Below are 22801 nucleotides of genomic sequence, written 5' to 3'. Positions count from 1 at the left end.
ATGAACAAGATGTTGAAACATTCCCTAAGTATCGGATTCATTGCCGCCGCCCCGCTGGCCGCCGCCGATACCGCCCTACACTGCACCACCATTCAAGACAACGCCACCCGTTTGGCGTGTTACGACAACATCTACTCGGCGCAACTCCCCCCTCAATTCCCACTGCCGCAAGCGCAAACCGAAACCGCCAAAACACCAGTTGACCTCGAACAAAGCGTCCGCAAGAGCATCGAGAAAAAAGAAGCGGCCATCGTATTCGACAACCCTACCCATCCGAATATTTCAGACGACGTATTAAGCGAAACTACCGACAGCTACACACCTTTAAGCCTGATGTACGATTTGGATAAAAACGACACACGCGGCCTGTTGAGCGTACGCGAGCACAACCCTATGTACCTCATGCCCGTTTGGTACAACAGCAGCCCCAACTATTACCCGGAATCCCCCAGCCGCGGCGTAACCACACAGGAAAAATTCAGCGAGCAAAAACGCCTCGAAACCAAAATGCAGGTTTCCTTCAAAAGCAAGATTGCCGAAGATTTATTCAAGACCCGTGCCGACGTATGGTTTGGCTACACCCAAAAATCCGACTGGCAAATCTTTAACCAAGGCCGCAAATCCGCTCCGTTCCGCAATACCGACTACGAGCCTGAAATCTTCATTACCCAACCCGTTAAAGCAGACCTGCCTTTCGGCGGCAAACTGCGCATGGTTGGCGCAGGTTTTGTTCACCAATCCAACGGTCAAAGCCGCCCCGAATCACGCTCATGGAACCGCGTTTACGCCATGGCCGGTATGGAATGGGGCAAGCTGACCGTTATTCCTAGAGTTTGGGTGCGTGCCTTCGACCAAAAAGGGGATGACGATGACAATCCGGACATCAACAAATACATGGGCTACGGCGACTTAAAAGTCCAATACCGTTTCAACGATAAGCAAAATGTTTATTCCGTCCTGCGTTACAACCCGAAAAGCGGACGCGGTGCCGTTGAAGCGGCCTATACTTTCCCCATCAAAGGCAAACTCAAAGGCGTTGTCCGCGGCTTCCACGGCTACGGCGAAAGTCTGATTGACTACAACCACAAACAAAACGGCATCGGCTTCGGCCTGATGTTCAACGACTGGGACGGCATCTAAATGACCCCATATTATTTCAGACGGCCTTTGCAATCAAGGCAGCCGTCTGAAACAATGAAACAAAACAAGCCATTCGTTTAAAATACTCGTTTCCTAGCGTCCAAACGCGTATAATGCAAAGTTTGGGCAAAACTTGCCGGAATGAAACAAAGATGACAGAAGCCGCAGCCGAAAGCGGAAAAATCGCCAAGGCTTTAAAGAAATACCTGATTACAGGCGTGCTGGTTTGGTTGCCGATTGCCGTAACCATCTGGGCGATGAGCTATATCATCTCCGCCGCCGACAAACTGATCAACCTATTACCGGAAAGCTGGCAGCCCCAGCATTTCTGGGGGTTCAACATTCCCGGCTTGGGCATCGTCGCCGCCACAGTCGTCTTGTTCGTTACCGGTGTATTCGCCGCCAACGTATTGGGCAGACGGATTCTCGGCGCATGGGACAGCCTTTTAGGACGCATTCCCGTCGTCAAATCCATCTACTCCAGCGTTAAAAAAGTTTCCGAATCCCTGCTCTCCGACAGTAGCCGCTCGTTCAAAACCCCCGTACTGGTTCCCTTTCCGCAACCGGGCATTTGGACGATAGCCTTTGTTTCCGGCCATATCCCCGACAAACTCAAAGGCAGCCTGCCGCAAGATGACGACTATATTTCCGTTTACGTCCCAACCACGCCCAACCCGACCGGCGGCTACTACATCATGGTTAAAAAAAGCGACGTTCGCGAGCTGGACATGAGTGTGGATCAGGCATTGAAATATGTAATTTCACTGGGCATGGTGATGCCGGACGACTTACCAGTTAAAGCCCTACCTGCCCAAAAGCCGTCTGAAGACGGTGATACCGAACACAACAATTAAGGTCTTCTTTTTTTTCAGACGGCCTTTCCTTCTTTTCAAATTGAACAATATAAAAAGGTGATTTTATGCGTACCAACTATTGCGGCCTTATCAGCGAGCAATACTTAGACCAAACCGTTACCGTCAAAGGCTGGGTACACCGCCGACGCGACCACGGCGGTGTGATTTTTATCGACCTGCGCGACCGCGAAGGCATCGTTCAAGTCGTTATCGACCCTGATACTCCGGAAGCATTTGCCGCTGCCGACTCTTCCCGCAACGAATACGTTTTAAGCATTACCGGCCGCGTACGCAACCGTCCAGAAGGTACAACCAACGACAAAATGATTTCCGGCAAAATCGAAATCCTTGCCAAAGAAATCGAAGTCTTGAACGCTGCCGCTACGCCTCCGTTCCAAATCGACGATGAAAACATCAGCGAAAACGTTCGCCTGACCAACCGCGTTATCGACTTGCGCCGTCCTGCCATGCAACGCAACCTGCGCCTGCGTTACCAAGTGGCCATGGGCGTTCGCCGCTACTTGGACGCACAAGGCTTCATCGACATCGAAACACCGATGCTGACCCGCTCCACTCCGGAAGGCGCGCGCGACTACCTCGTACCAAGCCGCGTTCATCCGGGCGAATTCTTCGCGCTGCCGCAATCTCCACAATTGTTCAAACAATTGCTGATGGTTGCCGGTTTCGACCGTTACTACCAAATCACCAAATGTTTCCGTGACGAAGACTTGCGTGCCGATCGCCAACCTGAATTTACTCAAATCGACTTAGAAACCTCGTTCTTGAACGAGGATGAAATCATGGACATCACTGAAGGCATGGCCAAACAAGTCTTCAAAGATGCTTTAAACGTAGATTTGGGCGACTTTCCTCGCATGCCTTACTCTGAAGCCATGTTCTACTACGGCTCTGACAAACCGGATATGCGCATCAACTTGAAATTCACCGAGTTGACCGACCTAATGAAGACCGAAGAATTCAAAGTCTTCCGTGGTGCAGCCGACATGAAAGGCGGCCGCGTAGTCGCTCTGCGCGTGCCTAACGGTGCGAAATTCAGCCGCAAAGAGATCGACGAATATACTAAATTTGTCGGCATCTACGGCGCGAAAGGTCTGGCATACATCAAAGTAAACGATGTCAGCAACCTCTCCAACGGCGAAAACAGCGGCCTGCAATCTCCAATCGTGAAATTCCTGTCCGAAAACGCCCTGAAAGAAATCATCGAGCGTACCGGCGCGCAAAACGGCGACATCATCTTCTTTGGCGCAGACAAAACCAAAGTTGTGAACGAAGCCATCGGCGCATTGCGTATTAAAGTCGGCTTGGAACACGGTAAAGACAACGGCTACTTCGTAGACGAATGGAAACCTTTGTGGGTTGTCGATTTCCCAATGTTCGAATACGACGAAGAAGCCAACCGCTACGTAGCCGTACACCATCCGTTTACAGCGCCTAAAGAAGGTCATGAAGACCTGATGGTTTCCGACCCTGCAAACTGCCTGGCCCGTGCCTACGACATGGTATTGAACGGCTGGGAAATCGGCGGCGGCTCTATCCGTATCCACCGCGCAGACGTACAAGAGAAAGTGTTTGCCGCGCTGAAAATCAGCCCTGAAGAGCAACAAGAGAAATTCGGCTTCCTCTTGGACAACCTGAAATTCGGCGCGCCTCCGCACGGCGGCCTTGCATTCGGCCTCGACCGTCTGGTTACCCTGATGACCGGTGCAGAATCTATCCGCGACGTGATTGCCTTCCCAAAAACACAACGTGCACAATGTCTGCTGACCAATGCACCTAATGTGGTCGACGACAAACAACTTCGCGAGTTAAGCCTACGTCTGCGTCAGAAAGCAGTTGAAACAAAAGAAGCATAATTTACCGGCTTAACCTTTAAAATATCAAGGCCGTCTGAAATTTTTGAAATTTCTTTCAAATTTTTCAGACGGCCTTTCTACATTTTGGTCGTTTATATATAATCAACCCGCAAACTGTTTTATTTTAAATGTTCACTTTAATGACGTTAGAGTATGAAAAACAACCGTTTGTAAGAAAAACAAACAAATAAGCTCCACAAGCACTATCATGACTGTTACAACAATAAAGGAACCAAACAATGTTTCTGATACTGACGGGGCTGATACTGACTTTTTTTATTTTGTTGTTTATTATTACTTCAATTATTCACAAAAAACAGTTTGCCTATAACACACACCAAGACTATAACTATCCCTCCCTTCCCTCTACCGCGCATGCTACCCTCAAAGGCGGCAGCCTAACCTTGCCCGCCACTGTCAGCGGACAGGATACCGTCATTGCCAAAATCCGTATCAAGTCCAACTGGATGGGACTGCTGTTCTTGCCTTTTATCGAAACCATTTCATCCAAAGGCAAATGGAAGCAATATTTCGAATACGGCGCAAAAGGCGTGCGCTATATCAATCTGAGCGACACCTTCTCCGACAGTGACAAAACCATCCGTTTGGAAGGCAAATACCTGTCCTTGCCCGATCAAGAAATCGAACTCTCCGTTTATCCGCGTGAAAACCTCGACGGCAAAAAAATCCTTGTCCTCGCGCCCCATGCCGACGATGCTGAACTCAGCGCATACGGTTTGTACGAAAAACACGCCGCCAATTCAATGATCTGCACCTTAACCGCTAGCGAAGGCGGCAGCTTCCACTATGGCAACCTTTATAGCACGTGCGACTGCGACACCCAGGCACAATATCTGCAAAAAGGCCGGATGCGCGTTTGGAACAGCCTGACCGTTCCCCTTTTGGCCGGTGTGCCGTCTGAAAACATCCTGCAACTGGGCTACTTCGACAGCACATTGACCGCCATGCGCCAAAATCCGGAAAAAGAGATTAAATCGACCAAGATCGATACGACCGACGTCTATATTTTCCGTCGTGCCAATACATCCCCATTGGCGAAACACCTCAAACCCGGCTCAACTTGGAACAGCTTGGTAGACAACCTTGGCTATCTGATAGAAACGTTCCAGCCGGATATTATCGTGTCGCCGTCCCCCAATATTGATGCGCATCCCGACCACCAACATACTGCGCTGGCCGCCATCGAAGCCCTGCGCAAAATCGATTACCGCCGCGGCAATCTGTTTTTGCACACCATACATTATCTGAGCGACGACTTCCCTATCGGCAAAGTAGGCTCTTCCCTCAGCCTGCCGCCATCCTCCGAGCAACCGTTTTACTTCCAAAGCATCTATTCCCATCCTTTGGATAGAGAAGAGCAAAACCGCAAACTTCTCGCCCTTGACGCCATGAACGACATCCGTCCTAATTCAGACGGCTATATGCGTTGGAGTACCATGATATTCAAAGGCCTAAACAAACTGCGACACCATGTCCTCCATCTCGACAAAGACTTGGTCAACCGCTTTGTCCGCAGCAACGAATTCTTCTATACCGTCCCCATCAGCGACTTGTACCAAGAAGATACGCTGAAACAAATCACTTATCAGGGCAAAGCCCTATAAACCACAAAGGCCGTCTGAAAAGATGTTTCAGACGGCCTTTATCACACCAAATCAAAACAATAAAATCACTACATTACAAACGAAAAACACCAAACCCAACCAAACGCGACAACCCAAGTTATAATAAAACCCTTCCCACACGTCCCACATCATCATGCCGATTTACTTCATCGCCGATTTGCACCTGAGCGAATCCCATCCTCAACTGACCGCACTCTTCCAGAAATTTATCCAAGAAAAAGCCGTTCATGCCCAAGCCGTATACATTCTTGGCGACCTTTTCGATTTTTGGATCGGCGATGACGAAAACAGCCCTTTGGTTCAAATCATCAAGCAAACCATCCGCAGCCTGACCGAGCGTGGTGTCGCCTGCTATTTCATCCACGGCAACCGCGACTTCCTCATCGGCAAAACCTTCGCCCGCGATACCGGCATGACCTTACTGCCCGAGTACGCCGTTATCGACTTGTTCGGCACACCCACCCTGCTCTGTCACGGCGACACCCTCTGCACCGACGACCATTCTTATCAAAAATTCCGCCGTACCGTCCATCAAAAATGGCTGCAACGCCTGTTTCTGCTCCTGCCGCTCACACTCCGACTGAACATCGCCACCAAAATCCGCAAACAGAGCAAACAGGACAAGCAACACAAAACCGCCGACATCATGGATGTCAATCCGGCCTTTACCCACGAAACCGTCCAACGCTTCCACACGCCCCTGCTCATCCACGGCCATACCCACCGCGAAAACATCCATCGCAACGCCGATTACACCCGCATCGTACTTGGCGACTGGCGCGACAATTACGCCTCCATTCTCGAAGTCGATGCCGAAGGCTACCGTTTTATCGCCTTATAAAACATCAGGCCGTCTGAAAACCGGTTTCCCGATTGTTCAGACAGCCTGACTGACAAATATCCTCAACCGGTTTACGCAAACCAACCGCGTATCCGCTCCAAACCACCAAAGCGCACACACGCATCCGCATTCGCCTCAGTTTTCGGTTTCGCCCGATAAGCAATGCCGAATCCCGCCTCCCTTATCATCGGAATATCGTTCGCACCATCACCCATCGCCACCACCTGCCACGGAGCCAAACCCAGACGCTCACGGTATTCACGCAACAAATCCGTCTTAGCCTGTGCATCGATAATCCGCCCTTTCAGACGGCCTGTCAGCTTGCCGTTTTCCACTTCCAACACATTCGCAAAATGGAAATCCAAGCCCAAACGCCGTTGTAGGCGTTCCGTAAAGAACGTAAATCCGCCCGACACCAGCATAAACTTCACATCATTCCGTTTACACTCTTCCAACAAAAATTCCGCGCCCGGCGACAGCTGCAACACATTCTCGTACACCTCTTCCAACACGCGCTCGTCCAAACCGGCCAGCAAAGCCACACGCTTGCGCAAAGACTGCTCAAAGTCCAGCTCGCCGCGCATCGACTGCTCCGTAATCTTGGCCACCTCATCTTTCAGCCCGACACCGGCCGCAATCTCATCCACGCACTCAATCGTAATCAGCGTCGAATCCATATCGCTGACAATCAGCCTCAAATCAGCAAAAGCCATATCCGGCAACATCGCGCCATCTATCTGCTGCGCAATCAACGCCGCACGCATCTCGTCCGTCAATTCAAAATCATCCGAAACCGGCACACGCAACACCGACTTCCCTGATGGCGCAGACACCAAACCGCCAAACGCCGACCAGTCGCACGCGCCCAAATCCCCATGTTGCAACACCAAAACTTTCTTCATCTCATTCTCCTCATACCCCAAAACCTTTGCAAACAGATCGGGTACACATTCAGCCTAAAACCCCGAAACCGTATTTTTGCGAAGACCTTAAAAAACCAAAACAGCATTATAGCCAACCACCCCGAAAATTTTTAGACGGCCTGGAAACAAATTCAGCTAGAGCTACCAACCCCTGCATCAACCAAGTAATTACTCAAAAATTTGATTTTAGGCAAGCCGACTAAAAATTTTTGCCAGTAACAGGCAACTTGTGTTGATTTTTCTTACAGTTTCGATATAGTTACTTATAGCTAGTTTGGCACTACTCCTTATATCTAGCTTTCATTGCATTACCACCTCCATTCGTTGCCAACGACTTCCTTTCCGGTGGCAACCTTTTTTTTGGCTCGATGGTTTGACAATATCAAATTTAAATGAAATAAAATGATTCAGGGATCTATATTTAAAAACAAACCCTTCCTCATCTGCGCACGCATTTCATGCCTTGCAGCTATTTTATCTAACAGTTTGAAGAAGCCCTCACTTTAACTCAATTCGGTTAGTCAGGAGATTTCAGCTTTCCCCCCCCGACCGACTCAATCAATATGGCCATGTACACACACATCAGAGTAATGCTCAGAGTATGGCTGCTCCCAATCACTGATGCCTGCCGTTTTAATTGTCCTTAGCCTATCCTCTATTACCATCATCTCAAGATTCAATCCCTATCTGATAACTCACTGAATTTGAATGAAAAAATTATTTAAATGTTAAAATGTGCAAAACGCTTGCTTTCAATCCTAACAAGAGATATAGTACTAAATAACTAGTTCTTATTGATGAGAGATACTCCTTGGATACTTGCCTCCGGTCCTCCAACCCGGGGGCATTTTTTTACATTTTTATTTTGTGTTCGTATGGATAGGATAAAGACGAAACACCCACCACAAATCAACAAACAAATCGAACCGCAAACTGCGTTTTCCAAACGCTCAGGCCGTCTGAAACCCGCTCTCGAATATTATTCATGCCATATTTCAGACAGCCTGTTTAACCCTCTATTGCAAAGCTTGGCACAAGCACCTCTGACCGACGGCAATTAATTACTATATAATCAAACGCATCATCATCCCTACAAAGGAGCCACACCATGACCACAAAAATTAAAATTGGTATCGTCGGTGCAACCGGTTACACAGGCGTTGAATTGTTACGCCTGCTCAGCAGCCACCCCAACGCAGAAGTCACTGCCGTCACCAGCCGAAGCGAAGCCGGTATTGCGGTTGCCGACTACTTTCCCAGCCTGCGCGGCATTTACGACCTTGCATTCCAAACGCCCGAAGATGCCGGGCTTGACCGTTGCGACCTCGTGTTCTTCGCCACACCCAACGGCGTGGCCATGAAAGAAGCACCGTCCCTTGTCGAAAAAGGCGTACGCGTGATTGACCTGTCTGCCGACTTCCGCATCCGCGACATCTCAACATGGGAACAATGGTACAAAATGACCCATGCCGCGCCGCAACTCGTTTCCCAAGCAGTGTACGGTTTGTGCGAACTTCACAAAGACGACATCGCCAAAGCCATGCTGGTGGCCAATCCGGGCTGCTACCCCACCTGCGTTTCCCTGCCCTTATTGCCACTGCTTCAGGCTGGCCGTCTGAAAGCCAATGCGCCGCTGATTGCCGACTGTAAATCCGGTGTTTCCGGTGCAGGCCGCAAAGCCAGCACCCACGCCCTATTGTGCGAAGCAGGCGACAACTTCAAAGCCTACGGCGTCGGCGGCCACCGCCATCTGCCTGAAATCCGACAAACCCTGTCCGGGCTGCAAGACCATGTTTCAGACGGCCTGATTTTCGTGCCACACCTTGTTCCAATGATACGCGGTATGCACGCCACCCTGTATCTGCACCTGCAAGAACATACCGATCCTGAAGCCTTACTGCGCGAATACTACCGCGACAGTCCTTTTGTCGATATCCTGCCTTCAGGTTCGACACCTGAAACCCGCAGCGTGCGCGGCGCCAACCTTTGTCGTATCAGCGTTCAAAAAGCGCCCGAACAAGACGATGTGTGGATTGTTCTTTCCGTCATCGACAACTTGGTCAAAGGCGCAGCCGGTCAAGCCGTGCAGAATATGAACATCATGTTCGGCCTACCCGAAACCACCGGCCTGACTAATGCACCATTGATGCCTTAAGCCATCATTATTAAAAACACAAGGCCGTCTGAAACTTTGATCATTCAGACGGCCTTTATCGATTCATTCACAAACATCACTCATACACTACGCCGGCAAGCATTTCTTCTTCATTCAAGTTGCCGTACTGTTGCTCCCAATCGTGGGTAGCCTCCACCATATCGCATTCTTTGGCAAAAGCCAGCAGCCTGCCGTCCATCTGATCCAGACTCAAGCTGCCCAAGCGTTCGCATTCCGAAGCCGTCAGATTACCGTCCGCCTCATGCGCCTCCGAAGATCCGAAAGGCAGAGCAAAAAAACCCAGTACCAACGCCAGCAGCACCCAAAAAGTATTTTTACGCGAACGAGTCATTTCACACCTCTCATCATAATCATATAGCAGGTTTAAATCAGAAAAACTAAACCAAATAAAATTAAACTAAGAAAAATCGAACAGAAATTTAGAAATATCGATTTATCTAAGACAAAACGAATAATACTAAGAAAAAATAGAATATGCAATACTTTTTCTTAGATGAAGTAATTTTTTTCTTACAATTTTATAAAAACTAAGGTAAAATACACTCAAATCGTCCAAACCATATAAAAAACATACCTCCACAAAGGCATAAACATGGATACCTTTAAAGACCGCCTGGCTTTCTTATGGAAAGATGAAGCCCGCCAAGCCAAAATTGCCGCCGACATCGATATGACCATCGCCGGATTCAGCCGTATCTGGAACGAAGGAGGCCTGCCGAAATCGGAAACGCTAAAAAAAATCAAACAACTTAAAGGCTGCAGCATAGACTGGCTTTTAACAGGCGAAGGTTCTCCCTTCCCTGATTCCGAAGCCCCAAAGGCCACAGCAACCGACACACTAGGCAACCCTGTCGATATAGACGAATTTGTCTTCGTACCGCGTTACGACATCCAGGCCGCGGCCGGACACGGCCAGCTCGTCGGCGATGAGCAACCCATATTCGCCATGGCGTTCCGACGCTATTGGATTGAAAATTATGTAACGCGAGACATCAAAAACCTTTCCGTTATCTCAGTCAAAGGCGACTCGATGGAAGGCGTGCTGAATGATGGCGACACCATCCTCATCAACCACGGCCAAACCACGCCGCGCGACGGCCTCTATGTTTTACGCCTCAATGAAAACCTTTTGGTCAAACGCCTGCAACTGATACCCGGTGGCATCGTCAACGTCATTTCTGCCAACGAAGCCTACCCTACTTTTGAAATCGACTTGAAAAACCCGACCGACGACGTTGCCATCATCGGCCGTGTAGAATGGTTTGGCAGAAGCATCTAAATCTGACATACTGGTGCTTGAAATTTCTGCCATGCCCTCCATGTAAGCTGGCAGACCCTGTCTGCACAAACTTGCCTTGGCTAACGGTTTGAGCGACAATAGTAAAAATATTCATATAAAAGGAATCACATCATGTCAGACGAAAGCCCTATTATCTTTACTGACAGCTGCTGCACCAAAGTTGCCGACCTGATCGCCGAAGAGAACAATCCCGATTTGAAATTGCGCGTATTCGTCAACGGCGGCGGTTGCTCCGGCTTCCAATATGGTTTTACCTTTGATGAAATCAAAAACGACGACGATTTCGAAATCCAAAAAAACGGCCTGACGTTCTTGGTCGACCCGATGAGCTACCAATATCTGGTTGGTGCAGAAATCGACTACACCGAAAGCCTGCAAGGTTCTCAATTCGTCATCCGCAATCCGAATGCCGAAACAACTTGCGGTTGCGGCTCGTCCTTCTCCGTATAAATAATCCGTTTCTTCATGAAAAACAGGCCGTCTGTATCTTCAGACGGCCTTTTGTGTGAATTTATTTTAAACAATATTGGATTTATCTTATAATAATAATATCGGGCGTGAATATTTACTCTACAATAGACATAACATTGGACATGCATATTGCCATATAAATAAAAAATCATTGTCCAGCCGATTAACGACACAAAGGCACCCCCTATCCGGTCTGCCTAAGACTGCGGCCTCTGTTTTTGCCTGCATCGCAAGCCAAAACAGCTCAAACACAATAACAAAACCTCAGACCCAACCCATTTGGTTGATGCAGTCGAAATATTCATGGGATATCAATGAGCAAACAAGAAAAATTTTTCGACGTATACGTTTCCTATCCGCCGAACACGGATAGGGAGCGCATCCATGCCTGCCTGTATGACAACCTGCCTGAAAACGAAGTCGAGAGTCTGATTCAAGCTTTGGCCGAGCGTCCGCAAGCTATTGTGGCCGAGAAATGCACCCAAGACGAGCGCGAAAATGCGCAGCATTACTTCAGCTATTTAGGTTTGGACGTAATCGTCCGTCAGGCTATGGAGTTGGAAGCGGTTGAAGAAGAACCCGTGTTGGCAGTCAACACGCCCGACCCTATCCAATGCCCAGTCTGCATGACGATTATCGACGAACTCGACGCACAGGAATGTAAAACCTGCCACTTTGATTTGACAGAAAAAAATGAGCTGGCCATCCAGCGCAAGCGCATTGAATGGCAGGAAAAAATCTCTTTCGAGCATAAAAAACAAACCGAAATTGCCCACAAGCTCAAATATGAACGCGAGCAGGAAGAGAAAAAGCTGCGCAAGAAAATCCGTGCTGAATTGGAATCCCAACTACGCGAAGAGTTAGGCCAAAATCCTGAGCTGGCCGCACTTGCAGCAAGGAAGAAAACACAGTTTCTGCTTACAATGGCTATCGTATTCGCCGTTTTGAGTCTGCTTGCACTCGGCTATATCGCTGCAAAATTCTTCTAAACTGATTCCAAAACTTAAGGCCGTCTGAAAAACAGATTTTCAGACGGCCTTTTATTTCTATATTGATTGAATCATTTCAATCAAGCCTCTTGCACATCAACGTCCACCGACCATCGGATTTTGCCGTCCCTGTTTTGCTGTAACACTTGTACCCACAAACTCACGGCGCGATGCAAATCTTGTCGAGATGTCGATTCGAGGAAAACTTGCGCACGTTCGCGTTCGGCAAGGCGCACCATCAGCATGGGGGCGGCGCCGAACTGGGAGACGCTTTCAGGCAAAAGCGGAGCAATGGTTTCTTTGGCGGCGTTGAGAAACTCCATCGCATCGGCAACGCGCGGCGCGTCGGCGCGGACGGCAGTCTGGAAACCGAAGGGCGGCATGGCGAACATTTGTCGCTCGTTCAATTCGTTTTCGGCAAACACGGCGTAGTCCTGCGCTTTGACGGCGGCGAAGACGGGATGTTCGGGCAGTTGGGTCTGTATCAACACCTTGCCGGGTTTGTCGGCGCGCCCCGCCCTGCCGGACACCTGCATCAGCTCGGCGAACAGCCTTTCCGGCGCGCGGAAATCCGCGCTGTATAGACTGCCGTCGGCGTTTAACACGATAACAAGGTTGAGTCGCGCGAAATCATGACCTTTGGCGAGCATCTGCGTGCCGACCAGAATATCGATTTCGTTGTCGGCGATGCGGCGGTACAAATCCGCCCAGTCATTTTTGTGCGCGGTGCTGTCCCTGTCGACGCGGACGACGGCGGCCTTGGGCAGGAAGGCGCGCAGGGTTTCTTCGACGCGCTGCGTGCCGTGGCCGACGGCGGTCAGGTCTTGGTTGCCGCAGTCGGGGCATTTGAATGGGATGGGTTCGCGGTGGTCGCAGTGGTGGCAGCGCAGTTGGCGGGCGCGTTGGTGCAGCACCATCTTGGCGGAGCAGTTCGGGCAGCCGAAGGTATGGCCGCAGTCGCCGCAAAACAGCGCGGGCGCGAAGCCGCGCCGGTTGAGGTACACCAGCGACATGCCGCCTGCTTCAAAGTTCTGTTTCAAAAGCTGCAAGGCTTGCGGCGAGAAGCCGTTGTCGAGTTTCAGACGACCTACGTTGAGGATGTCTACTTGCGGCAGTTGCGCAGTGGTATGGGCGCGTTCGGTCAGTTGCAGCAGGCGGTACGCGCCGCTTTGCGCCTTGTGCCAGCTCTCCAAGCTGGGCGTGGCGCTGCCCAAGACGACGGGACAGCCGCTCTGCTTCGCCCGCCACACCGCCAAATCGCGGGCGTGGTAGCGTAATTCGTTGTCCTGTTTGAACGAGCCGTCGTGTTCCTCATCGACCACAATCAGCCCGACATCATCCATCGGTGTGAACACCGCCAGCCGCGTGCCGATGACCAATTTCGCCTGTCCCAACATCGCGCGCAGATAATCCTGCGTGCGTTTGCCTGCCGCCATTTGGCTGTGCAACACAGCGGTCGGCACATCGGCAAAACGGTCTTCCACCCGCTTCAAAAGCTGCGGCGTGAGGTTGATTTCGGGCAACAGAAACAACACCTGCCGCCCCTGCGCCAACACTTTCGCCATCGCATCGAAATATACCTCGGTCTTGCCGCTGCCGGTGATGCCGTACAGCAAAAACGGCTGAAATTTACCGAAGGCCGTCTGAATTTCATCGGAAGCCTTCTGCTGGTCAGCATTTAATACAAATTCAGAGTGCGAAGCCTGCCCATTGCACGACCTTAAAACGGGTTTCGCCGCTTCCATAGTTTCAATCCAACCCTGTTCCGCCCAATCTTCAATTAATTTCGCCGCCTGCGCGTTCACCTGCTTCAACGCCGCCATCGTCATTCCACCCGACAGCAGCGCGTCCCACAAAGCCGCTTTTTTGTTGAACCGAGCCGGCGGCGGCGTTTGCGCCCTACCCGCTTCGTTCAAAGTATAAAAAAACGGCGGCTGCGGCATTTCCACCGCGCGCGTTTCCTTCAAACCCTGCGGCAATGCGGTAAATACTGCCTGCCCGGTCGGATAGTGGTAATAACGCGACGTAAACGCCAACAAATCACGCCAGCCTTGAGGCAACGGCTTTTCTTCCACAAAGGCCGTCTGAACGCTCAAAATCCGCGCCGTATCCATATCGGGCGCAATATCCGTTTCCCACACAATCCCAACAACGGTTTTATTGCGGAAAGGCACGAGCACCCGCGTTCCCGGAGGAAGCGGCTTAGAATAGGAATAAGTCAAAAGGCCGTCTGAAAGCGGCACGTTTACGGCAATACGGTGGTAGAACATACAAACAATCAAATCATTTTTTCGTATTTTAACAGCCGAAAGCTATTTTCAGACGATAAATTGAGCCTCAATACAATGCAGGCATGACAGAGGTTTGATACAATGCCTTACTTTCAACACACGCAAGTCTCTCGCATGAAAACCAAGTTAATCAAAATCTTAACACCGTTTGCCGTCCTTCCTTTGTTGGCATGCGGTCAACCTGCCGTATCCAACGCCAACGCCGCGCCTGCGCCGGCTGCCAAAGCAGAAGCGCCTGCCGACAAATCCGTTGCCGCTTCTTTGAAAGCGCGTCTGGAAAAAGTCTATGCCGCCCAAGATTTGAAAGTTTTGAGCGTCAGTGAAACACCGATTAAAGGCATTTACGAAGTTGTTGTCAGCGGCAAACAAATCATCTATACCGATGCCAAAGGCGACTATATGCTCGTCGGCGACCTCATTAACGTCAACACGCGCCAAAGCCTGACTGAAGAACGCGCCGCCGATTTGAACAAAATCGACTTCGCTTCCCTGCCTTTGGACAAAGCCATTAAAGAAGTTCGCGGCAACGGCAAACTGAAAGTCGCTGTTTTCTCCGATCCGGACTGCCCGTACTGCAAACGCTTGGAGCATGAATTTGAAAAAATGACCGACATCACGATTTATACCTTCATGATGCCGATCCCAAGCCTGCACCCTGATGCCGCGCGCAAAGCCGAGCTGTTGTGGTGTCAGCCTAATCCGACCCAGGCATGGATCGACTGGATGCGCAAAGGCAAACTCCCAAGCGGCAAAGCAAACTGCGAAAACCCTGTTGCGGAAACCACTTCGTTGGGCGAACAATTCGGCTTCAACGGTACGCCGACCCTGGTCTTCCCTAACGGCCGCAGCCAAAGCGGTTACAGCCCTATGCCTCACCTCAAAGAAATCATCGAGAAAAACCAGTAATACTTTTCAGGTTTTAATCTCCATAAAGGACGCTTTACGCGTCCTTTATTCATGTTGCCCGCCATCAACTGCCTTCAGACGGCCTCGATACTGACAAGTACAAAAAAGGACGTGTCCAACACGTCCTTTTTTCCCTTTACCTTACAGGTAGAATTTTTCAATCACTTTCAGGTTTTCATCCAATTTGTACACCAGCGGCTGACCGGTCGGGATTTCCAAGCCCATGATGTCTTCATCGGAAATGCCTTCGATATGTTTGGCCAACGCACGCAGGGAGTTGCCGTGTGCCGCAACCAAAACACGTTTGCCGCTCAGGATGGCCGGAGCGATTTGGTCTTCCCAGAAAGGCAGGACGCGCTCGAGGGTAACTTTGAGGTTTTCACCATCAGGTACGACATCGCTAGGCAGGTTGGCATAGCGGCGGTCGTTGTGGGCGGAGTGAGGGTCTTTAGGATCAAGCAGAGGAGGCAGGGTGTCGTAGCTGCGGCGCCAGATGTGGACTTGCTCGTCGCCGTATTTTTCTGCGGTTTGTTTTTTATCCATACCTTGCAGCTGACCGTAGTGGCGCTCGTTCAAACGCCATGATTTGATTTGTGGAACAAACAGTTGGTCGGATTCTTCCAAAACGATGTTACAGGTTTTGATGGCACGGGTCAGAACGGAGGTAAAGGCGATGTCGAATTCATAGCCTTTTTCTTTCAGCTTTTTACCTGCTGCTGCGGCTTCTGCCAAACCTTGCTCGCTCAGCTTGACGTCGCACCAGCCGGTGAAAAGGTTTTTCGCGTTCCATTCGCTTTGTCCGTGACGGATGAATACTAATTCCATGATTGTTTGCTCCAATGAAGTTTGGGAAAAGGTATTTATAGCACACTTTGCCGCCGCGCTGATAACGTCGGCAGTTTCTTTTGATATGTTGCAAATTTGCTTCTAGTCTTCAGACGGCCTTGTCGGAAGGTAAACGTCAAAACGCGTGCTTTTGCCTGTGTATTGATAAGCAGGTTTGCGCCCGTCAAGAAATTCGCCCAAGCGCGGGCGTTTGACGACAATGCGCTTTTTGGCGGTATTCAACGCTGCGTCCAACAACTCGGCTTCGTCTTGTGCCGCGCCGACCAAGTCGTGGAAATAGGCCATTTCTTTTTTCACGGCGGCGGTTTTGCGGCGTTCCGGGTACATCGGGTCGAGGTACACCACATCGGGTCTGCCTTTTTGCGCGGCCAATTTCTGCATTAAATCAACGGCATTGCCGAAGTGCAAAGTAATTCGCTGGGCAATCTCCCGTGTCTCTTCACTTTGTCCTGCCCTGTTGAGGCCGTCTAAAAGTAGACAGGCAACAGCAGGATTTTGTTCAAAAGTTTGTACATTCAAGCCCAACGAGGCAAGCACGAAGCTGTCGCGTCCCAGTCCGCCGGTAGCGTCCCAGACAGTCGGTTGCGCAGTATGGTTGACGGCTTTGGCAATCAACTCACCTCCGCCTTTAGTACGCCGGTAATGGGAGGCACCGCCATCAAAATCAACGCGGACACGGCCTTTTTCACCTGCGCGGCACAAGCTGATGCCGCTTTCGTCAGCGATAAGGAAACTGTCTTCTTCAGGCTGCCGGTCGATAACGGTCAGCCCGAACGGCTCGGCAAGGCTGCGAAGTTCGGCAGATGCGGTTTCGTCAAAATAAATCTTGTACATGATGCCCATGTTTCAGACGGCCTTGAAAACTCAGGCCGTCTGAACGTTTTAATTGATGTCCAAGCGTTCCATACGGTAGCGCATAGAGCGGAAGCTGATGCCCAAAAGCTTGGCGGCTTGGGTACGGTTGTAACGGGTTTGCTGCAAAGCCTGCTCGATGATGCTGCGTTCCACTTGGTCGAGGTAATCCTGTATCTGCATGGTGCGTGGATCAAACGGTGGAATGGGACTGTGATTGAGCGTAGTTTCACGCGCGTCGGGTTCGGCAATATCGTCAAAAGAGAAGCCGCTGCGTTCTGCCTTAACCTGCGGAGCATTTTGAATCTGCAAGTCGTCCACTTGTATCACTTGGCCTACCGTTAGCGCAACGGCGCGTTCGAGGATGTTTTCCAACTCACGGAAGTTGCCGGGATAGCTGTAATGCAACAGGGCTTCTTGGGCTTTCGGGCTGAGTTTGTAGGTTTGATTGCCGTGACGGTGTTTATACAGCAGATACAGAATCAGCGCGCCCAAGTCTTCGCGCATTTCGCGTAAAGGCGGCATATGCAGAGAGACTACGTTGAGGCGGTAATACAAGTCCTGACGGAATGCGCCGCTTTCAACCAAAGCTTCGAGGTTTTTATGGGTCGCACAAATAATGCGCACATCCACAAAGGTTTCCCGCGCATCGCCGATACGACGCACGGCTTTTTCTTGAATGGCGCGCAGGAGTTTGACCTGCATGGCAAGTGGCAAATCGGCAACTTCATCAAGGAACAAAGTGCCGCCGTCAGCGTGTTGGAAAAAACCTAAACGGTCTTGATCCGCACCGGTAAAGCTGCCTTTTTTGTAGCCGAAAAATTCGCTTTCCATCAGGTTTTCAGGAATGGCACCGCAGTTGACGGCAATAAATGGTTTGTCGGCGCGGTCGGACAGCTCGTGAATCGTGCGCGCCGCCTGCTCTTTACCCGTACCGGATTCACCGGAGATATAAACAGGAACAAGGCTGCGGGCCAATCTGCGAATCAGGTGGCGTACTTCGACCATTTGCGGCGAAGTACCCAACAGGCGCGGCATATCGTCCTCGCCTTCCAATACAGGTGCGTCTTGTTGCAAAGCAGGATTGATGCTACCGGCCGAAAAACGCTCTTTTAAGGAATTGAGCCCTTCCGGAACAGTCAAAGGCCGGTTAAATTCACTCTGTACGCTCTTAGGAGGCGTAACGACAGGCTTAGCCGGCTGAGGTTCGGGTTTATACAGGGCGGCAGAAACAGGCGCAGGCTGCGATTTGACTTTTTCAGACGGCGTGGGTTCGGCAGTATTGTCTGAAACCGACACTGCCGATTTAACCAATGAACGCAACTGCGACAGCGTAATCGGTTTTTGCAGATAATCAAACGCCCCTGCTTTCAAGGCTTCAACAGCTTGGTCGGCATTGCCGAAAGCCGTAATCACGGCGACGGGCGTATCGAGCATCAACTCGTCAATGTATTGGACCACCTCGAGGCCGGAGCCGTCGGGCATACGCATATCGGTCAACACCAGCGAATAATCGTTGTTGTCCAGCTTGTCTTTGGCTTCTTCAACACCAGCCGCCGTATCGACGCGCAGACCCATTTTCATCAGGGTCATTTCCATCAGATCGCGGATGTCTGCCTCGTCATCGACAACCAAAACCGGCTCTTGCAATTTATTCATCCTGCGCTTGCTCCTTCGGTAAAATCAGTTCGAACCCGTTCATTTCAGGGTGATAATGCAGCTGTCCCATATTGGCGTGTGCCAACTCGCGTGCGACGTAAAGCCCCAAACCGGTGCCTTGTTTTTCGGTGGTGTAAAACGGCTCGAACAGATGGTTTCGCACATCCGGCGGCACGCCTTTGCCGTTGTCCGCCACGACGATGGAAATATGCATCCTGCCGCTGGGGCGGATCAGGACGGTAATGGCGTTTTCGTCCTGACGGCTGTGTCGCCAAGCGTTGTTGCACAAGTTCCACATCACTTGCTGCAAGTGCATGGGATCGACCAATACGGTCAGGTTGTTGCCGTCCATATTCATGCGCAGACAGCCAATGGCATCGGGATTGTTCAAGGTAAATTCCTGCTTGAATTCCAACCAGAATTTCATCAGATTAATCGGCTGGCGGCTGATGTTGTCGCGTTTGTTAATCAGGGATACGTCTTCCAACATTTTGTCGATACGTTGGATATTGCTGTCGATGATGTTGTACAGCTTGGCCTTGAGCGGATCTGCCTCGTCGCCTTCCTGCAACAAATCGCTGGCATGGCGGATGGCGGACATCGGGTTGCGGATTTCGTGGGCGAGGTTGGCAGTCAATTGACCGAGCGAAGTCAGCTTGGTGGACATGGCCTCTGCAGCCACTTCACGCAATGAGCGGACGTACAACATCAGCAGCTCGGTCTGCTCCTGAATCAGCGGAACGGCTCGGACGTGCATGGCGTGTTGGAAAATATGGATATCGGTTTCAAAAGGTTTGTCGGGTTGGCGCTGCCATCGGGCCACCAGTTCGCCAAACACGATTTCCTGCTGATCGATAATCAGGCTGGGGAAATAGATTTTTGCCTGTTTGTTAAACAGCCACACGCGCTGGGTCGCATCAATCACCACCACCGCTTCCTGTACGCGGTTTAAAACCAAATGGTTCAGGCCGCTGATACGGCGGTAGGCCAATTGATGGCGGCTGGCGGACTCTGTGGCCTGTTCGAGATAACGGGCGGCAAACGAGGTCAGCATCGCCACCAGATAGCTGGCACCGATCAGCATCGAAGAATTCACCATTGATTTCGCGTCCCAATTAAACGAATCGAAACGCATACTGCCGTCTAAAAACAGGTTCAAAATAAACAACATTGCCGTATAGCCTGCATACAGCATAGGATAGTGGCCATAACTGAGCAGACACGACGTGGCGACAAACGGCAAAACCAAAATCCCGAAACCGGAAGCCGTACCGCCGGAGATATACACCAAAACCATCATCATGGTGATGTCGACCACGGCGCTGGCATTGGGCAAATCCAAAGACTGCCACTGCCAGCCCGGACGGAACACGGAAAGCATAATCAGGAAGAAATACAACGTTACCCAGATATAAAACTCAACGTCCGGCAACGAAACGCCAATCAGGTTGCCGCCTGTGTAGCTGCCGAAAGCGTGCAAAACCAAAAGCGGTAAGACGATGGCTATTCGGGCAATGTTGATTACACCGGGAATCCGCTCCCTCAGATTACCCAGCTCTTGAAGATTGGCTCTGTTCATAAGTGAACCTTTTTTATTTTCATGCAATGTCGTAGTAAATTTAATTTATTTGAATATATTGGTTTTTGCCTTAAGACAAACTTTTCAGACGGCCTGATATTTCCAATACTTTGCCTTTTTTACCGCGTTTGCCGTCAATATCGGCAATCCGCAGTTTTTCCTGATGCTCGGCGCCGCGTCGGCCGACCGATACAACGGTAAATTCAGGAGAGGTCGTCACCATAATGTGTTCCAAAGACGCGCCATCGGTCAGCGACATCAGCTGCAAACCGCGGCCTTTGGGCATGACTTTGAGCTCGCCGATGGAAAACGCCAAGAGACGGTGGTCGCTGCTGGCCAGTACGACTTTGCAGTCGGGATTGATCAGCGAAGAAGCATAGACGGCAACCGGCGGCAGGACGGTTTCGCCGCTGTCCACGGTCATGACCACTTTGCCCGCTTTCACGCGTCCGACCATATCGGCCAACTTGGTAATAAAGCCGTAGCCGCCGCTGCCTGAAAGCAAGTAATGCTGTTCGGGCTGGCCGGTGAACATGGCGACAGGTTTGGCACCGTTTTGCAGCTCAATTAAGGATGAAACCGGCACGCCGTCGCCGCGTCCGCCGGGGATTTCAGCGGCATCAAGCGTGTAGGTTCTGCCCAATGAATCAAGAATAACGACGGGTAAAACGGTGCGGCCTTCAAGGGTTTGTTTGAGGCGGTCGCCTTCTTTGAACGCGGTTTGACTTAAATCGAGATTATGTCCGGCACGGCTGCGTATCCACCCTTTTTCCGACAGAATCAGCGTGATCGGTTCGTCGGCGGTGGTCTGCGTCAACACGGCGCGCCCGGCTTCTTCCACCAGCGTGCGGCGCGCGTCGCCAAACTGCTTCATGTCCGCCTGCATCTCTTTGATAATCAGCTTGCGTTTTTCGTTTTCGTCGCCCAAAAGGATATTCAGACGGCCTTGTTCTTCGCGCAACTCGTTCAATTCTTTTTCAAGTTTGAAACCTTCCAAACGCGCCAACTGACGCAGGCGGATTTCCAAAATGTCTTCGGCTTGGATTTCAGTCAGCCCGAACGCCGCCATCAAATCGGCTTTCGGATCGTCTGATTCGCGGATGACTTTAACCACTTCGTCAATGTGCAGAAAGACTTTCAGACGGCCTTCAAGGATGTGCAGTCGTTTTTCCACTTGGTTCAAACGGAATTTCAGACGGCGTGTTACGGTCACGACGCGGAAATCCAGCCATTCCTGCAAAATCGTTTTCAGGTTTTTCTGCGCAGGGCGGTTGTCCAGCCCCATCATCACCAAGTTCATGGACACATTGCCTTCCAGAGAAGTCTGCGCCATCAACGTGTTGATGAAGGTATCCGTATCGATGCGGCTGGATTTCGGTTCGAACACAAGTCGCACGGGATGTTCGCCATCTGACTCGTCGCGCACGCGGTCGATTAAATCCAGCATCAGCTTTTTGGTGTTGAGCTGGTCTTGGTTGAGCTGCTTTTTACCCGCTTTTGGTTTCGGGTTGGTCTGCTCTTCGATTTCGGCAAGGATTTTGGCGGAATTGGCGTTTGGCGGCAGCTCGGTCACAATCACGCGCCACTGTCCGCGCGCCAGCTTCTCGATTTCGTAACGCGCACGCACACGCACGCTGCCCTTGCCGGTTTCGTAAATGCGGCGCAATTCGTCCGCCGGCGTGATGATTTGACCGCCACCGGCAAAATCGGGCGCAGGGATGTACTGCATCAGGTCGGCGGTTTCCAGCGTCGGCTTTTTCAACAACGCAATCGCCGCCTGTGTCACTTCGTTCAAATTGTGCGATGGGATTTCGGTCGCCATGCCCACTGCAATGCCTGACGCGCCGTTGAGCAACACCATAGGCAGGCGGGCGGGCAGGTGCAGCGGTTCGTCAAACGCGCCGTCATAGTTCGGCACAAAATCCACCGTCCCCTGATTGATTTCGGACAACAGCAATTCCGCAATCGGCGTCAACCGCGCTTCAGTGTAACGCATCGCCGCCGCCCCGTCGCCGTCGCGTGAGCCGAAGTTGCCGATGCCGTCGATTAAGGGATAGCGCAAGATAAAATCCTGCGCCATGCGAACCATCGCTTCATAGGCGGAACTGTCGCCGTGCGGGTGGTATTTACCCAAAATCTCGCCAACCACGCGCGCCGATTTCACCGGCTTCGCGCCTGCCGTCAAACCCATATCGCGCATGGCAAACAAAATACGCCGTTGTACAGGCTTTTGGCCGTCTGAAACTTCAGGCAGCGCGCGGCCTTTGACCACACTCATGGCGTATTCGAGATAGGCGCGTTCGGCGTATTGACCTAACAGCAGGTAGTCTTCACCGACAGGAGATGGGCTTGGAGCGGAAATGTGTTCTGTCATCAGGATGGTAAAACGAAATAAATTAAAGAAGGATATTGTAAAGCAAAATCGGTAGTCATAGCCAATTTGAGTGATGAACG

The 22801-nt window shown here is 51.0% G+C and carries 19 protein-coding genes; 11 read left to right on the top strand and 8 right to left on the bottom strand.

The features are described from left to right. The 5 genes from HMPREF2696_RS05430 (at position 1) to lpxH (ending at position 6355) form a co-directional block, all read left to right on the top strand. Positions 1 to 1140 (top strand): phospholipase A, encoded by a 1140-nt coding sequence (locus tag HMPREF2696_RS05430; RefSeq protein WP_004518824.1) that lies wholly within the window; start codon positions 1 to 3, stop codon positions 1138 to 1140. A 152-nt stretch (positions 1141 to 1292) separates the two neighbouring features. Further along, positions 1293 to 1994 carry a DUF502 domain-containing protein gene (locus HMPREF2696_RS05425; protein WP_039861915.1) on the top strand — a complete coding sequence of 234 codons (702 nt, stop codon included), beginning with the start codon at positions 1293 to 1295 and terminating at the stop codon, positions 1992 to 1994. Positions 1995 to 2059: 65 nt separating this feature from the next. Next, positions 2060 to 3868 carry an aspartate--tRNA ligase gene (aspS, locus tag HMPREF2696_RS05420; RefSeq protein ID WP_004518826.1) on the top strand — a complete coding sequence of 603 codons (1809 nt, stop codon included), beginning with the start codon at positions 2060 to 2062 and terminating at the stop codon, positions 3866 to 3868. A gap of 239 nt (positions 3869 to 4107) precedes the next feature. Further along, the gene (locus HMPREF2696_RS05415) at positions 4108 to 5493 is read left to right on the top strand and encodes a PIG-L deacetylase family protein (protein WP_004518827.1); all 1386 of its coding nucleotides are present in this window, start codon (positions 4108 to 4110) and stop codon (positions 5491 to 5493) included. A gap of 151 nt (positions 5494 to 5644) precedes the next feature. Beyond that, entirely contained in the window at positions 5645 to 6355 is a 711-nt protein-coding gene (lpxH, locus tag HMPREF2696_RS05410; protein WP_198400576.1) for a UDP-2,3-diacylglucosamine diphosphatase, read from the top strand. Between the two features lie 71 nt (positions 6356 to 6426). On the opposite strand, the gene serB is transcribed toward lpxH, so the two are convergent. Then, entirely contained in the window at positions 6427 to 7257 is an 831-nt protein-coding gene (gene serB, locus HMPREF2696_RS05405; RefSeq protein ID WP_039861844.1) for a phosphoserine phosphatase SerB, read from the bottom strand. A gap of 896 nt (positions 7258 to 8153) precedes the next feature. On the opposite strand from serB, the gene HMPREF2696_RS11510 reads away from it, so the two are divergent. Further along, positions 8154 to 8339 (top strand): hypothetical protein, encoded by a 186-nt coding sequence (locus HMPREF2696_RS11510; RefSeq protein WP_004518831.1) that lies wholly within the window; start codon positions 8154 to 8156, stop codon positions 8337 to 8339. A 47-nt stretch (positions 8340 to 8386) separates the two neighbouring features. Continuing rightward, positions 8387 to 9433, top strand: a complete 1047-nt coding sequence (gene argC, locus HMPREF2696_RS05400; protein ID WP_004518832.1) for an N-acetyl-gamma-glutamyl-phosphate reductase — start codon at positions 8387 to 8389, stop codon at positions 9431 to 9433. 76 nt (positions 9434 to 9509) lie between these two features. On the opposite strand, the gene HMPREF2696_RS05395 is transcribed toward argC, so the two are convergent. Next, a complete protein-coding gene (locus tag HMPREF2696_RS05395) occupies positions 9510 to 9785 on the bottom strand; it encodes a hypothetical protein (RefSeq protein WP_003680156.1) in 276 nt (91 codons plus the stop codon). A 261-nt stretch (positions 9786 to 10046) separates the two neighbouring features. Here HMPREF2696_RS05395 and HMPREF2696_RS05390 point away from each other — a divergent pair, with 261 nt between their 5' ends. The 3 genes from HMPREF2696_RS05390 (at position 10047) to HMPREF2696_RS05380 (ending at position 12214) form a co-directional block, all read left to right on the top strand. Next, positions 10047 to 10733, top strand: coding sequence for a S24 family peptidase (locus HMPREF2696_RS05390; protein WP_004518834.1), 687 nt, complete (start codon positions 10047 to 10049; stop codon positions 10731 to 10733). A gap of 132 nt (positions 10734 to 10865) precedes the next feature. Continuing rightward, entirely contained in the window at positions 10866 to 11204 is a 339-nt protein-coding gene (gene erpA / locus HMPREF2696_RS05385; protein WP_003680162.1) for an iron-sulfur cluster insertion protein ErpA, read from the top strand. Positions 11205 to 11539: 335 nt separating this feature from the next. Next, positions 11540 to 12214, top strand: a complete 675-nt coding sequence (locus HMPREF2696_RS05380) for a hypothetical protein (protein ID WP_004518836.1) — start codon at positions 11540 to 11542, stop codon at positions 12212 to 12214. A gap of 80 nt (positions 12215 to 12294) precedes the next feature. Here the strand turns inward: HMPREF2696_RS05380 and HMPREF2696_RS05375 are convergent, their stop codons facing one another. Further along, entirely contained in the window at positions 12295 to 14484 is a 2190-nt protein-coding gene (locus tag HMPREF2696_RS05375) for a primosomal protein N' (protein WP_070588020.1), read from the bottom strand. A 135-nt stretch (positions 14485 to 14619) separates the two neighbouring features. Here HMPREF2696_RS05375 and HMPREF2696_RS05370 point away from each other — a divergent pair, with 135 nt between their 5' ends. Continuing rightward, positions 14620 to 15411, top strand: coding sequence for a DsbC family protein (locus HMPREF2696_RS05370; RefSeq protein ID WP_070588058.1), 792 nt, complete (start codon positions 14620 to 14622; stop codon positions 15409 to 15411). A gap of 141 nt (positions 15412 to 15552) precedes the next feature. On the opposite strand, the gene HMPREF2696_RS05365 is transcribed toward HMPREF2696_RS05370, so the two are convergent. The 5 genes from HMPREF2696_RS05365 to parC form a co-directional block, all read right to left on the bottom strand. Beyond that, on the bottom strand, positions 15553 to 16236 hold the full coding sequence (locus HMPREF2696_RS05365) for a 2,3-diphosphoglycerate-dependent phosphoglycerate mutase (protein ID WP_070588019.1): 684 nt from the start codon (positions 16234 to 16236) through the stop codon (positions 15553 to 15555). Between the two features lie 102 nt (positions 16237 to 16338). Then, entirely contained in the window at positions 16339 to 17091 is a 753-nt protein-coding gene (locus tag HMPREF2696_RS05360) for a class I SAM-dependent methyltransferase (RefSeq protein ID WP_070588056.1), read from the bottom strand. Between the two features lie 48 nt (positions 17092 to 17139). Further along, a complete protein-coding gene (locus HMPREF2696_RS05355; protein WP_070588017.1) occupies positions 17140 to 18768 on the bottom strand; it encodes a sigma-54-dependent transcriptional regulator in 1629 nt (542 codons plus the stop codon). Then, positions 18761 to 20347: a two-component system sensor histidine kinase NtrB gene (locus tag HMPREF2696_RS05350; RefSeq protein WP_070588016.1), complete on the bottom strand. Its 1587-nt coding sequence runs from the start codon at positions 20345 to 20347 to the stop codon at positions 18761 to 18763. The genes HMPREF2696_RS05355 and HMPREF2696_RS05350 overlap by 8 nt, the downstream gene beginning before the upstream one ends. 70 nt (positions 20348 to 20417) lie before the next feature. Further along, positions 20418 to 22721 (bottom strand): DNA topoisomerase IV subunit A, encoded by a 2304-nt coding sequence (gene parC / locus HMPREF2696_RS05345; protein WP_070588014.1) that lies wholly within the window; start codon positions 22719 to 22721, stop codon positions 20418 to 20420. Positions 22722 to 22801 lie beyond the last annotated feature (80 nt).

The organism is Neisseria sp. HMSC058F07 (assembly GCF_001810035.1).
GTDB lineage: Bacteria > Pseudomonadota > Gammaproteobacteria > Burkholderiales > Neisseriaceae > Neisseria > Neisseria perflava.
The sequence above is the reverse complement of the archived record's forward strand: the minus strand, read 5'-3'. Positions and strand labels throughout refer to the sequence as shown.

What these genes read in the sequence shown, in the direction of transcription:
- HMPREF2696_RS05430 (WP_004518824.1), top strand. Translation starts at nt 1, where the DNA reads ATGAACAAGATGTTGAAACATTCCCTAAGTATCGGATTCATTGCCGCC.
- HMPREF2696_RS05425 (WP_039861915.1), top strand. Translation starts at nt 1,293, where the DNA reads ATGACAGAAGCCGCAGCCGAAAGCGGAAAAATCGCCAAGGCTTTAAAG.
- aspS (WP_004518826.1), top strand. Translation starts at nt 2,060, where the DNA reads ATGCGTACCAACTATTGCGGCCTTATCAGCGAGCAATACTTAGACCAA.
- HMPREF2696_RS05415 (WP_004518827.1), top strand. Translation starts at nt 4,108, where the DNA reads ATGTTTCTGATACTGACGGGGCTGATACTGACTTTTTTTATTTTGTTG.
- serB (WP_039861844.1), bottom strand. Translation starts at nt 7,257, where the DNA reads ATGAAGAAAGTTTTGGTGTTGCAACATGGGGATTTGGGCGCGTGCGAC.
- HMPREF2696_RS11510 (WP_004518831.1), top strand. Translation starts at nt 8,154, where the DNA reads ATGGATAGGATAAAGACGAAACACCCACCACAAATCAACAAACAAATC.
- argC (WP_004518832.1), top strand. Translation starts at nt 8,387, where the DNA reads ATGACCACAAAAATTAAAATTGGTATCGTCGGTGCAACCGGTTACACA.
- HMPREF2696_RS05395 (WP_003680156.1), bottom strand. Translation starts at nt 9,785, where the DNA reads ATGACTCGTTCGCGTAAAAATACTTTTTGGGTGCTGCTGGCGTTGGTA.
- HMPREF2696_RS05390 (WP_004518834.1), top strand. Translation starts at nt 10,047, where the DNA reads ATGGATACCTTTAAAGACCGCCTGGCTTTCTTATGGAAAGATGAAGCC.
- erpA (WP_003680162.1), top strand. Translation starts at nt 10,866, where the DNA reads ATGTCAGACGAAAGCCCTATTATCTTTACTGACAGCTGCTGCACCAAA.
- HMPREF2696_RS05380 (WP_004518836.1), top strand. Translation starts at nt 11,540, where the DNA reads ATGAGCAAACAAGAAAAATTTTTCGACGTATACGTTTCCTATCCGCCG.
- HMPREF2696_RS05375 (WP_070588020.1), bottom strand. Translation starts at nt 14,484, where the DNA reads ATGTTCTACCACCGTATTGCCGTAAACGTGCCGCTTTCAGACGGCCTT.
- HMPREF2696_RS05370 (WP_070588058.1), top strand. Translation starts at nt 14,620, where the DNA reads ATGAAAACCAAGTTAATCAAAATCTTAACACCGTTTGCCGTCCTTCCT.
- HMPREF2696_RS05365 (WP_070588019.1), bottom strand. Translation starts at nt 16,236, where the DNA reads ATGGAATTAGTATTCATCCGTCACGGACAAAGCGAATGGAACGCGAAA.
- HMPREF2696_RS05360 (WP_070588056.1), bottom strand. Translation starts at nt 17,091, where the DNA reads ATGTACAAGATTTATTTTGACGAAACCGCATCTGCCGAACTTCGCAGC.
- HMPREF2696_RS05355 (WP_070588017.1), bottom strand. Translation starts at nt 18,768, where the DNA reads ATGAATAAATTGCAAGAGCCGGTTTTGGTTGTCGATGACGAGGCAGAC.
- HMPREF2696_RS05350 (WP_070588016.1), bottom strand. Translation starts at nt 20,347, where the DNA reads ATGAACAGAGCCAATCTTCAAGAGCTGGGTAATCTGAGGGAGCGGATT.
- parC (WP_070588014.1), bottom strand. Translation starts at nt 22,721, where the DNA reads ATGACAGAACACATTTCCGCTCCAAGCCCATCTCCTGTCGGTGAAGAC.